Origin of the sequence: uncultured Gilvimarinus sp., from assembly GCF_963972205.1 — a bacterium.
In the GTDB taxonomy this organism is placed as follows: domain Bacteria; phylum Pseudomonadota; class Gammaproteobacteria; order Pseudomonadales; family Cellvibrionaceae; genus Gilvimarinus; species Gilvimarinus japonicus.
This window is the reverse complement of sequence record NZ_CAXAUC010000001.1, coordinates 455,919-468,445: the sequence shown is the minus strand read 5'-3', so window position 1 is coordinate 468,445 and position 12,527 is coordinate 455,919. Positions and strand designations below refer to the sequence as shown.

The following is a 12,527-nucleotide window of genomic DNA, read 5'->3' as shown; positions in this document are numbered from 1 at the left end:
GTCCGACAGGAGCAAACCATGAGCGATGAGTTTACCGAAGCCGAACTGCAAAAAGCGGTAGCGCTTTATTACGATGGCACAAGTGCGCCTGTAATTAGCGCAACTGGCACTGGTGAAATCGCTCAGCAAATTATCGACATCGCCGAACAAAACGATGTGCCACTGTGCGATAACGCCACGCTAGTGGATTTTTTGGTGACGTTAGAGCTTGGCGACGCCATTCCCGAAAAACTGTATTTAGCCATCGCTCACATTATTGCGTTTGCCTACGATTTGCGCGGCTTAACCCCTGACGACACAGTACAGAAGCCCTCGGTTTAGAGTATTGCTAGTCATACGAACCCGGCGCCCACGTAAGAGCAAAAGCTTCGCACTCGAACCGGTACTCATTGCGCACTGACTTTACCAAATCAAGGCTCCAAACACCCTTATAAGTGATCAAATTTAGACCAGCGTTGTAACTCAGTTCTAGGCCGCCCTGCCGACCGCCAATTCTGATACTCTAGGGAACCAAAGTTCAAGGAGTTAGGGATGCCCGAAGATCCTTTAAAAGCACTGTCTGATCAGGCCAGCGAAGCGCATGCAAAAATTCAGCAGGCGCACCAACAAATCAACCCAGTGGTGGCGATACGCCGTGGGTTGCGCGATAGCGGTATTCCGGCAGATGTTATGACCATCGACTGCCTGCGCACTCGCCGACGCATCATGCTGGTTTTGCATGATAAAGAGTTGGGCATACTCCTCTACCAGTTTCTAAGTCTCGACGAAAATCCAGGGGATGATTTCCAACGCAAGAGCTTATCTGAAGTCAATACCGACACACTGTTTAGCTGGATGCAGAGCTACTTCTCCGACGAGACTCAAAATAAGCAAAGCGGTACTCGACCGTAAGCCATTTATGTCGCAAGCCGCAAAGTGCTGCGCTCTACATAAATCGTTAGGGAGCCAGCATACATCAAAGCCAAGTTTTGTCCCCTGCCCACTCATCAACCGGAACAAGACATACACGTCGTGGCAGCTAAGGTGAGCATCCGGCCGAGCTTGCTCAGCGTTGCGAAGCCTGCATTTAAAATAGGAAGGTCGTAATCCAAAGGCTTTTAAGCGGTACCTTTAAGGTCTTTAAACATCGCAATAGTGGTCGCACGGGACTCTTTTAAATCCACCATTGGTGCAGGATAGTTGTCGACACAGCCATCGGGGTTGTGAATTTTTTTACCGGTTACGTTTTTCAACTCGGGAACAAAGCGGCGAATAAACGCGCCGTCGGCGTCAAAGCGCTCGGATTGCGACTGCGGGTTCATAATCCGAAAATAAGGCGCAGCATCGGTGCCCGTCGAAGCACTCCACTGCCAACCACCATTATTAGCGCAGAAGTCGGCATCAATTAATTGCTCCATAAAATACCGCTCGCCCAAACGCCAATCGATTCGCAAGTTTTTTGTCAAAAACATCGCACTGACCATACGCAGACGATTGTGCATCCAACCGGTTTGGTTAAGCTGTCGCATCGCAGCGTCGACAATTGGAATACCCGTCTGACCTTGGCACCAGCGTTGAAAATCGTCTTTATTATAGCTCCAGGCAAAGCCTTCGGTGTAAACCTGCATCGGGCGGTGACGACTAAGCGCCGGAAACGCCGCAATAATATGCATATAAAAATCGCGCCAAATCAACTCGCCAACCCAGCAGGCGATATCCTCATCATCGCCCCAAAACCCGCTGAAGGTATCGCGGGCAGCGACAAAACACTGCTTAGGCGATAACACCCCGATAGCCAGATAGGGCGATAGCCGAGAGGTGCCCTCAGTGGCGGGATAATCTCGGTCGTGCTGATAGCCGGCAACACGATCACGGCAAAAGTCTGTTAGCGCAGCTGTGGCCGCGCGCTCGCCCACCGACCAAAGCGCCTGCATGGGCGCCGTCACTGACTGCTTTAGGTAAGGCGCAAAGGCATCGTCCAGCAAAGCACTGTCAGAGCCTTTTGCCAGAGGGCTGTCACTCGCGGCGGCAATCGCATTCATATCGCTTTGATAGATCTTGAAGGTAACGCCTTTAACCTGAGAGCGCCAGGCGCGGCTAAAAGGCGTGTAAACTTTGTAAGGCGTATCTTGCTGGGTGGTTAACATCCCCGGCGGCACCAGCGCGCGGTCGTGATAACGCTTGCAGTTGATGTTTTCAGCCTCAAGTGTCGCCACCACAGCTTTGTCACGGCGCAGCTCATTTAACGGATATTCGGCATTAAACACTAATTTGCCAACCCCCTGCTCCGCACAAAGCGCCCCAATAGCGGCCGGCACATCGCTGGCGTTTTTAACCGTAAGAACTTTAAAAGCCCTGCCCGCACGCGCAAACGCTTGCTGCAGTAATTTAAGATGCTCGTAAATAAACCATAGCTGGCGCGGGTTGATCGGGTGCTCATCGATAAACTGCTGACACAATATATAGCAACCCAGCATCTCACCCTCGCACGCCTTTAGGCCGTGATAAAGGGCTGGATTATCGCTAAGGCGGAGGTCGCTGCGGAACCACATCAATGTATTCATAACGATCAATTACGCAAATTCAAACTGAATGGATCACGGATTACTCTTCATTGGTGTTGCGTAACCCCATCGCTGCGGGGTGTGGTGACCAGAAGGTTTGCTGCTGCAAGTAGGGATCATCTACTTTACGTAAATGATGTTTTAGCAAGGTAAGCGGCACCACCAGTGGCACCATACCAACTCGGTAATGCTCTATTAGCTCTCCGATCTCGGCTTTTTCATCGGCGGTGGTTGAGCTTTTTAAATAACCTCGCAAATGCATCAGTGCATTAGTGTTACCTTTACGGGTTACTTTGTGGCTGAGCGCGGCCATAAACAGCGCAATAAAACGCTGACAAATATCTTCAATGGGCGCCGCTTTTAAATTGGCCAACACCGGACCAATTTTGCGGTAAGACTCCAAATCATGGGCCATGACCTGATATTTATATCGGGAGTAAAAATCCAATAGCCGTTTAGCGCTTGGCTCGCTCTCTACGTTGGTGCGCCAATCGTGATAGGCGTAAACCCGGGTAATAAAGTTTTCTCTTAAACGTGCATCGTTTAGCCTGCCGGCCTCTTCCACCGGCAACAATGGGAACTGCTGCGTAATCACCGCAGCGAACGCACCACGGCCATCGTTGTCCACGAGCTGGCCATCATTGTTATAACGCTTAACCGAGAAAACCCCACAACTAGGGGATTTTTGCATAAAAATATAGCCGCATAGGGGCTCTATTTGCGGCACGACCTGTTTTGCATAGTCAGCCAGCGGCGCCGTAACATCCAATGACGCATCGCGGGTGCCGCGCACTTGCGTGTTTGCGCCATCTGCGACTAGCCTAACCGGTTGACGTGGTGTGCCAAGGCCAATGGCCACCTCGGGACAAAGGCTCAAAAACTCAAAGTACTCACTCAGATGATCGGTCACGTAGCGTGACCGTTTGTGCCCGCCATCAAAGCGAACACGCTCACCTAACAAACACTGACTGACGCCGACAGGGATTTTTGATTTCATGGGCAATATACGCACCGGTGTCGCGACTAGATCACGAACACCGATGCATTATTGGCACATCAATAAGAAGGAAGGTGCATGGTGGCAAACAGCTCGTCCAGCTCCGCACGGGAGTGACAACTGTAGGCCTGATCAATAACATCTCGCGTCAGGTGCGGCGCAAACTGCTGAATAAAATCATACATAAAGCCACGAATAAAGGTTCCGCGCCGAAAACCAATTTTAGTCACACTAGAGGCGAATAAGTGATCGGCATCCAGTGCCACTAAATCACTGTCATCTGACTCTTCAAAAGCCATTTTGGCAATAATACCGATACCCAACCCGAGGCGTACATAGGTTTTAATCACGTCGGCATCGGCGGCCGTAAACACCACTTTGGGGGCAAGACCTTTACTGATAAAGGCTTCATCCAGCTTGGAGCGACCGGTAAAACCAAAGACATAGGTCACAATGGGGTGTTTGGCGACCTCTTCCAGTGTTAACTCCGACAGCTGCGCCAAAGGGTGATCGCGGGGCACTACGATACAGCGATTCCAGCGATAGCACGGCATCATCACCAAGTCACTAAACAACTCCAATGCCTCGGTGGCAATGGCAAAATCGACTGTGCCGTCGGCGGCCATTTCAGAGATTTGCATCGGCGTGCCCTGATGCATATGCAGCGACACATCGGGGTACTGGCCGATAAATTCCTCAATCACATGGGGCAATGCATAACGCGCTTGCGTGTGGGTTGTGGCAATCGACAAACTGCCTTTGCGCTCATTGCTAAACTCTTGCGCGACCTGCTTAATACTCTCAACTTTACGCAGTATCTCGCCGGCCGTTTTTAAAATCGCCTCACCCGCTGGCGTGATACGCGTCAGATGTTTACCGCTACGGGAGAAAATCTCGACCCCTAGCTCATCTTCTAACAAGCGTATTTGCTTGCTGATACCCGGTTGAGAGGTGTACAGGCTCTGCGCCGTCGCGGATACATTGAGATCGTGGTGCGCGACTTCCCAAATGTACCGGAGCTGTTGCAGCTTCATAAGCCCTCCAAATGGCCGATCTATATGATGTTATAAAAATATAGTTGATTATTCACGTCAAGAATAGCTGATTTTCCTAAGAGCGCCAAAAAACACACAAAAACCGCCGCTAAACGCCGATGTTTGCGCACTCTAAGGCTTGCCAGATTGGCTAAACTCTGGGGAATTCGCGATTCCATGGGGAACATGGCCGGTGGCCACGTGCTCGCTGGCCGAGTCGATATGGGCCAATTGATCATCAAAAAATACATCCGCGCCGTACGCTTTAAGAAACTCACCTTTCGCTAAACCGCCCAAAAACAACGATTCATCGATGCGGATGTTCCACGCGCGCAATGTGCGAATCACCCGCTCATGTGCGGGTGCCGAGCGAGCAGTCACTAACGCTGTGCGAATTGGACAATCGTCAGAATCGGCAAATTCCGCCTGCAGCTTGTGCAGCGCATCGAGGAACGCTTTAAAGGGGCCCCCAGTGAGCGGGGTTTTGGCGGCGGCTTTCTCGCTTTTGGTAAAAGCGCTTAAACCCTGTCGCTTAAAGATTTGTTCGGCCTCATCTGAAAACAACACCGCATCGCCGTCAAAGGCAAAGCGCAATTCGTTGTTGTTTTCCGAGCGATGTTTGGGCGCCATCAAGGTTGCCGCGGCAATACCGTGGGATAGCGCACTGCGCACGTCCTCGGCCTCGGTGGATAAAAATAGGTGGCAGCCAAACGCCGAGGCATAACGATACGGGCTTAAGCCACTGCAAAACGCCGCGCGGGTAATATTCAACTGGTAGTGCTCGATCGAGTTAAACACCCGCAACCCGGTATCGCCGCTATTGCGCGAGAGCAAAATAACCTCGACTTTGGGGTCGCCGGGTAGATTTTCATTGAGGCGCAATAATTTTTGCACCATCGGGAAGGCATCACCTGGCTCCAGCAACTCATCTTCGTGCTCAATTTGATACTGTGCGTACGCTTCCAACCCCTTATTAACAAACACCTGATGGCTCGCATCGAGGTTAAACAGCGCTCGAGATGAGATCGCGATAACCAGCTTGTTGCTCAATCCACTTGCCATGTTTCTCTCTCTACCGGTTTGCTGCTCATAAGCGATGTGTGGGATTGTGGCGCCGCCTTGGCGCAAAAGCAAGGCGAGCGCCATTATCCCCAGCTGATTAAACCATTACAGGCTTTTCGTCACAATTTCGTAGCTATCACCCGAAAGTTCTGGGGCGTCTTTAATTCGCTCCAGCTCGGCTCGCATCGCCCTGGCGCGAGCGGGAGTGTAACGCCGCCAGCGGGTTAAGGGCGTGATCAAACGCGCCGCGATCTGCGGATTCTTGGCGTCTAGGGCAATCACTTGATCGGCCAGAAACCGATAACCCGCCGAGGGATCATCCAGCAGCCCGGTATGAAAGTTAATAGGGTTGCCCATACAAAAAGCGCCAATAACGGCGCGAATCTTATTGGGGTTAGCCCCATCATACGCTGGATGCTGCAGCAAAGCGCTGACCCGGAGCAGAGCGTTGGGGCGCGGATCGCGCGCCTGCAGCGACAGCCATTGATTCACCACCAAAGCCTCGTCCTGCCATTTCTGGTAAAAGGCGGCGAGCGCGGCCTCAGCATGTTCGCTCACCAGCGGCGACTCTGAATAGACCAATGCGCTGAGCGCCGCGACCTCGTCGGTCATATTATTGGCGTTGTTAAACTGTGCCAAGCAGTAATCGAGGTCGGACTGACTGGGATCTTGCATCAGATACGCCAGTGCGGTGTTTTTAAGGCTGCGCGCCGCGATAGAATCAGCCTCAGCGCTGTAGGGTTTGCGGTTGTCATAGGCGGTTAAACGCGCTCGCAAGGCATCGACAAGCTCAGCGGCAATGGTTTTTGTCAGCAAACGTCGCGCGCTGTAAATCGCTTCGACATCCACCTCCTCGTACTGCTCGGCGATATAATCCTGCGACGGCAGTGTCAGCATTAGCGCCACCATCGCCTGATCCAGCTGCTCATCGCCCAGCAGTTGTCGATAGCTGTCAATCAATAGCGGGTCTACGGTAAACCCCTCCAGGCTGCCCTGCCGAAACGCGCGTATCGCGTCATCCAACACTGCCAGCGCCAAATTTTGCGATGCCTCCCAGCGGTTAAAACCATCACTGTCGCGCTGCATTAAATCGGCTAAATCTTGTCGGCTATAGGCAAAGCTGAGTTTGACTGGCGCCGAGAAACCACGCAACAGCGAGGGCACTGGGTGCTCGGGCACATCGTTAAAAACAAATGTCTGCTCAGGCTCGGTTAACTCCAGCACTTTTTGCGTGTTATCTTCGGGCAAATCGTCCAGCGTTTCGCCGTCGAGTTTAAGTGCCAGCTCTCCGGCACTACCCAGCAAGCCCATGGCCACGGGTATGTGAAATGGCTTTTTATCACTGCACTGTGGAGTAGCCGGGGTGGATTGACTAAACGTTAAGCTGTATTGCCGCGAGGCCTCGTGGTAGTGATCGGTGACCTTAACGCGCGGCGTGCCCGCTTGGTCGTACCAGCGCTTAAATTGCGTTAAGTCGCGCCCCGATACATCGGCCATTGCCTGAACAAACTCTTCTGTAGTGACCGCTTGGCCATCGTGACGCTCGAAGTATAAATCGGTCGCCTTGCGAAATTCATCGGGCCCAAGCAAGTTTGCCAACATGCGCACGACCTCGGCACCCTTTTCGTAAATGGTTATGGTGTAAAAGTTAGAAATTTCAATAAAGCTGGCCGGACGAATCGGGTGTGCCATAGGCCCGGCATCTTCGGCAAACTGATGCGCGCGCAACACACTGACATCCTCTACCCGCTTAACGGTACTGGAGCCCATATCCGCCGAAAAACACGAATCGCGATAAACCGTAAAGCCCTCTTTAAGGCTCAACTGAAACCAATCGCGGCAGGTCACGCGGTTACCTGACCAGTTGTGAAAATACTCGTGTGCCACCACCCCTTCGACCCGCTGAAAACCTACATCGGTTGTCGTCTCGGGTTTGGCCAGCACGCAAGAGGTATTAAAGATATTCAGGCCTTTGTTTTCCATCGCCCCCATATTAAAGTCGTCCACCGCCACGATCATAAAAATATCCAAATCGTATTCGCGGCCGTAAACCTTTTCATCCCACGCCATAGAGTTCTTTAACGAGGTCATGGCGTGATCGCATTTGTCGAGATCTTTATTTTCGACAAAGATTTCCAGCGCCACCTTGCGGCCTGACTGAGTGACAAACTCATCTTGAATCGAAGCCAGATCGCCGGCAACCAAGGCAAATAAATAGGCTGGCTTTTTGAAGGGGTCGTGCCAGGTGGCAAAGTGCCGGCCGTCCTCTAAGGTGCCGCTATCGATCTTATTGCCGTTTGAAAGTAATACTGGGCAGCTGGCGCGATCGGCGATTATCGTCGTGGTAAAATCGCTCATGACGTCGGGGCGATCAAGAAAGTAAGTGATTTTACGAAATCCCTCGGCTTCGCACTGGGTGCAGTAAATGCTGCGCGATTTATACAGCCCTTCAAGCGACGTGTTCTGTTTTGGGTATACCGTCACCTCCGTCTGCAAGGTAAAAGAGGCCGGCGGGTTAAACAGTGTCAGGCCTTTCTCATCCACCTGATACTGATCGTCGGCGAGAGTTCGGTCGTTGATGGCAACACTGACAAGCTCTAGGTTCTCGCCATGTAAAAACAACTGCTCACACGCGCTCGCTTGGCGCTCGAACGCTAAGCAGGCACTGACCCGAGCCGATTGCTCGCGGATATCCACCCGCAACTCGGTTTTGTCGATACGGTACGCCGGCGGCTGATAGTCTTTTAAATAGATGGTATGCGGCGCATCGGTTTTTTGATCGCTTGTTGAAGCGTTTGCGGGTGCGTTCATAGAAACCTCAGTACATGTGGTATTGTTGGGTGTGGTCAGGCGCTCTATTCGCTTATCTCAAGCTGCACCTGATAGCCAGAAAATTTTCTAACATTAAAAACTTCGTCACCAAACATCAGATACTGCCCCTTAATGCCGGTTAAACGTCCTGACAGAATCGGTTGTTTATCAAGGTTGAGTGATTTAATTTTGCTGGGGTATTGCACCACCGGGTAACTGATCACTTTAACCGGCTCGGCATCACCGCCGCCTAGCAGCGCGCGAACAGCGCCAGGGCCATGCTGCTCATTTAATGTATTGGCGTAAGGCATAACGATAGCGGTTAACTCGGCAGCGAGCGCGGTTAGATCCACTTCGGTAGGCGCGCCTTTCAGCATCGCTTGCCAGCGGGTTTTGTCACTAATGTGTGGCTTAAGCTCTGTTTCGATCAAGCCTGCCAGCTGCCGAGTGGCAACACGAAATATGGGTTTTGCCCAGCTCGCGCCCTGATCAACCCAACGTGTGGGTATTTGGGTTGCACGGGTAATGCCCACTTTTGGGTCTGACGAGTTGGCCACATACACAACATGCTCATTAAAACAAAACGATTGCGCCCACTCCGGCTCGCGGCAAGTGCCTTGATCAAAGTGACACTTCTCGGGGCTCACCATACAAATATCGCACGAGGCAGAGCGGGTAAAGCACGGATAACAATGCCCCTGAGAAAAGCTTTTTTTAGTTTTGCGGCCACACAAAACGCAAAAAATCTCGCCACTGGCCACGAGGGTTAGTTGATGATTAAGCAGCTCACTAAGCGGCACCCGGGTATCACCTAACTCTAGCTCGTAATGCGCCAGCCCATCGCTATCGAGCTGGGTATGCATTTTTTTTAGCGGACCATTCACCGATATCACAGCCATTGTAGTACCTATCGCCACTTCAGCGGTGTTTCGGCGTCGCTGTCGGGCACCGACTTATCGCCACCGTCACTGCCACAGTGTTGATGCGGTTTGGGGGGGATATACCCGGTATGAGCTTCGGCGGGTAAATGTTGATGCTCATAGGAAATAACCGCTTGCATGCAAAGCTCGCGCTGCTCCTGGGTTAGCCGCTGGCCATCGGGCCATTTGCCAATTTCTACCGCAAGCTTTAATCGCTCGTAGATGTCCGGGGTAATGCTCTGCAACAGTTGTTGTAAATTACTCATGGAAAAACCTAACCAATCAAAACACTCAAAAATGTGGCCAACCCATCAAGGGCGATATTAGTGGCGCACAAACCCGGCACGTTTAGCCAGCGAAAAAGCCCCGGCGATAAACATCCCCACCAGCAAGCCGCCCAAATGGGCACCATTGGCGATGCCACCGGCCAAAAAATAATCGATAACACCACTGAAGCACAGAACCAACCAGGCCAGCATAAAAATAATAATCCCGCGCGGCACCGCCAACATAGGGTTAGGATTAAGCCACTGGCGAATCCAAATGTAGCCTACTAAGGCGTACACCACACCAGACATCCCACCAAACAGGCTGACCTCATCGGACCAAAAATACTGCGCCAAATTACTCACACTGGCGGCCGCCAAAAAAAACAAGGTGTAGTTGAGGGTGCCGACGACAAACTCTAGCCGGCGGCCCAAGTCCCACATCCACAAACTGTTAAAGACAATATGAAAAATGCCAAAGTGCAAAAAAGCCGGCGTGACCAAACGCCAGTACTGCCCGTTCGCCATGGCCTCGGAGAAAGGCTGCCAGCGATAACCACCGGCAACAGCCTCGATCGGGAAAAAGGTTAAATAACCCAACCACTGACGTAGCACTTGCGTCTCGACCACCGCAAAACCAAAAACGCTTAGCGCGATAAGCAACAGCGTAACCGGGGTACGCCACGGCGACAGGGCTTTAGGGCGCAGCCAAGGGGTCGGCTTTGCCGCTTGGTCTGCGGGCGCGAGCTCGCCTTGTTGCCACTGCGCCAGCAATTGCGCCACAGGTTCAACCAACCTGGCATCGGGCACTTGTAGCGCCTGTTGGCCGCGAACTTCAACAATACGATGTGGCACCGCTCGGGCCCGCAACTCGTTCTCCAAGGCGCTTAAGTCATCACTGAGAGGGAAAACACTGACGTTGTTCCAGGACACAGACATCATCCGTTTGGGCCAATGGCAATTGGCGTGTATTGATAGTAAAACTATTTTAAGGGTCGACGTACACCCAGGCAAAATTCTGCCGGTTGAGAACACCGGTGCCATCGGTACGATACGCTACTAAACGACCAAACTTAACGGCGCTGTAATCTAAGCAAGCCACATTACTGGCAACCGGTGCAGGCTTACCCGACAGCCAGTAATGGCCGACAAACACCGGCGGCTGCGCACTATCATACACCACCAAGCGCGCTCTCAGCTCGTCATCAACCGATAGTTGCGCCACTTCATCGGGCAGCGCATCCGGCTGAAACTCAAGATCTCCGAGGCACGCGGGGGCTTTAACCCAGAATTTCGCTCGAAAACTACGCCGCCGATAACCCTCGGCGCTAAACATGCGGCAATGCTCGGGCAGCGCCACCTCGACTCCTGAGGTCAAGCGTTTGATCGCACGGGCACTGCTGCTGGCGGGGTCAGCCATTGCCACCAACTCGGCCTCGCTCACATAGGCACTGCTGCGCGCGGCGATAACCGCCTCGTCCCAGCAGGCGTGGACAACCCGGTATTTGCCAAAATCGAGGTACAGCGGCAGCGTTTTAAACCACCGCAAATGATCCTGCCACTCGTCGGGGTGGGCGGCAAACTGCGTTAGGGTATCGGCGATGGTCCGGGTATTGCGCGGCGTGTGGGGGCGCAAGTAGTTTCCGGGGGCGCTGGGGTGTGCCGAGCAGTAACACAGCGCATGGATCTCGTGATTGCCCAGCACCATTCGCGCACTGCCCGCCTCAACCATGGCGCGCACGAGATTTAGCGCCTCGCGAATACGCGGGCCACGATCGACAATATCCCCCAGAAACACCGCTAAACGCTCTGGGTGACGAAAAACACCGGCGCTTTTTTGGTAACCGAGCTGTGTTAGCAACCGTATTAAGGTTTGTTCGCAGCCGTGCACATCACCAATAATGTCCAGCCGCTCGGCCCGCAACGCATCTTCGGTTAGCTTGGTTTGACTCATGACTTGTCCAGCAAGTGCCCTCCCCAGCCCAGCTTAGAGCGACAGCGCTCATAAAAATTGTGATTAAGCGGATGCAGCAGTTGCAAGTGCTGAGGCTTTTTACTGATGATTATTTCATCGCCGCCCGCCACCACATCGTGCGTTTGGCCGTCACAGGTGACGTGAGGAACGGCGCTATTACCCTCGCCCACTAAGATTTTAACGATGCTATCACCCGCCACTACCATCGGCCGGCTGCTTAAGGTGTGGGGATTCATCGGCACCAACACGATGGCGTCGAGTTTAGGGTGCATAATCGGGCCGCCGCCGCTTAGGGCGTAGGCAGTCGAACCGGTGGGCGTCGAGACAATCATACCGTCGGAGCGCTGGCTGGTGACGAAGTAGTCGTCGACATACAGCTCAAACTCCAGCATGCGAATAAATTCACCCGGGTGTAACACCACATCGTTTAAGGCATCGCCAGTGCTCACCGGTCGGCCCGCGCGCATTACGTTCATATCCAGTAAAAAACGCTTTTCGACGGCGTACTGACCGTCGAGCACCTCGCCCATTTTTTGCTCAATGGCATCCGGGACAATATCCGTTAAAAAGCCCAGGCGACCACGGTTAACGCCCAGCAAGGGCACGTCGTACTGCACAAGGTCACGGGCGCCGCTAAGCAAGCTGCCATCGCCGCCGACAACAATCGCCAAATCGCAACAACTGCCCAATTCATCCATATCGGCAACGCGAATATCCGGTCCGCTAAACCCCCCGCCCAGCAACGCGGCGGTTTGCTCCTCAATGATCGTGTTGACATCACGGGTAGCAAGGAACCGCACTAAGCGCTCTACACTGTAGCGCGCGCGATCGTTGTCGAGCCTACCGATAAGGCCAACGGTCGAAAACTGTGTCATTATTTGCTCCTGTGCGAGACCTTTACGCCTATGGCACGATTGAG

The 12,527-nt window shown here is 52.9% G+C and carries 12 protein-coding genes; 2 read left to right on the top strand and 10 right to left on the bottom strand.

Going from position 1 to position 12,527, the window contains the following annotated elements; genetic code table 11:
* Window positions 1-18: 18 nt before the first annotated feature.
* Both AACY82_RS01955 and AACY82_RS01950 read left to right on the top strand, forming a co-directional pair.
* Window positions 19-321, top strand: coding sequence for an EscU/YscU/HrcU family type III secretion system export apparatus switch protein (locus AACY82_RS01955; RefSeq protein ID WP_339615077.1), 303 nt, complete (start codon window positions 19-21; stop codon window positions 319-321).
* 210 nt (window positions 322-531) lie between these two features.
* Window positions 532-891, top strand: a complete 360-nt coding sequence (locus AACY82_RS01950) for a hypothetical protein (protein ID WP_339615076.1) — start codon at window positions 532-534, stop codon at window positions 889-891.
* 206 nt (window positions 892-1,097) lie between these two features.
* On the opposite strand, the gene phrB is transcribed toward AACY82_RS01950, so the two are convergent.
* The 10 genes from phrB to AACY82_RS01900 all read right to left on the bottom strand — a co-directional run bounded on the left by phrB (window position 1,098) and on the right by AACY82_RS01900 (window position 12,483).
* On the bottom strand, window positions 1,098-2,543 hold the full coding sequence (gene phrB / locus AACY82_RS01945) for a deoxyribodipyrimidine photo-lyase (RefSeq protein ID WP_339615075.1): 1,446 nt from the start codon (window positions 2,541-2,543) through the stop codon (window positions 1,098-1,100).
* Window positions 2,544-2,583: 40 nt separating this feature from the next.
* Window positions 2,584-3,540: a DUF523 and DUF1722 domain-containing protein gene (locus tag AACY82_RS01940; protein ID WP_339615074.1), complete on the bottom strand. Its 957-nt coding sequence runs from the start codon at window positions 3,538-3,540 to the stop codon at window positions 2,584-2,586.
* Window positions 3,541-3,599: 59 nt separating this feature from the next.
* Window positions 3,600-4,574, bottom strand: a complete 975-nt coding sequence (gene cysB / locus AACY82_RS01935; protein WP_339615073.1) for an HTH-type transcriptional regulator CysB — start codon at window positions 4,572-4,574, stop codon at window positions 3,600-3,602.
* Window positions 4,575-4,706: 132 nt separating this feature from the next.
* Window positions 4,707-5,636 carry a 5'-nucleotidase gene (locus tag AACY82_RS01930; RefSeq protein ID WP_339615072.1) on the bottom strand — a complete coding sequence of 310 codons (930 nt, stop codon included), beginning with the start codon at window positions 5,634-5,636 and terminating at the stop codon, window positions 4,707-4,709.
* 105 nt (window positions 5,637-5,741) lie between these two features.
* Window positions 5,742-8,447: an aminopeptidase N gene (gene pepN / locus AACY82_RS01925; RefSeq protein WP_339615071.1), complete on the bottom strand. Its 2,706-nt coding sequence runs from the start codon at window positions 8,445-8,447 to the stop codon at window positions 5,742-5,744.
* Between the two features lie 44 nt (window positions 8,448-8,491).
* On the bottom strand, window positions 8,492-9,346 hold the full coding sequence (locus AACY82_RS01920; RefSeq protein ID WP_339615070.1) for a DUF2797 domain-containing protein: 855 nt from the start codon (window positions 9,344-9,346) through the stop codon (window positions 8,492-8,494).
* Between the two features lie 8 nt (window positions 9,347-9,354).
* Entirely contained in the window at window positions 9,355-9,633 is a 279-nt protein-coding gene (locus tag AACY82_RS01915; RefSeq protein ID WP_339615069.1) for a DUF1315 family protein, read from the bottom strand.
* Between the two features lie 57 nt (window positions 9,634-9,690).
* Window positions 9,691-10,566, bottom strand: coding sequence for a rhomboid family intramembrane serine protease (locus AACY82_RS01910; protein ID WP_339615068.1), 876 nt, complete (start codon window positions 10,564-10,566; stop codon window positions 9,691-9,693).
* Window positions 10,567-10,621: 55 nt separating this feature from the next.
* Complete coding sequence (locus tag AACY82_RS01905; RefSeq protein WP_339615067.1) at window positions 10,622-11,587, bottom strand: metallophosphoesterase; 966 nt, start codon at window positions 11,585-11,587, stop codon at window positions 10,622-10,624.
* Window positions 11,584-12,483, bottom strand: a complete 900-nt coding sequence (locus AACY82_RS01900; RefSeq protein WP_339615066.1) for an NAD(+) kinase — start codon at window positions 12,481-12,483, stop codon at window positions 11,584-11,586. Before AACY82_RS01900 ends, AACY82_RS01905 begins: the two co-directional genes overlap by 4 nt.
* Between the last annotated feature and the right edge of the window lie 44 nt (window positions 12,484-12,527).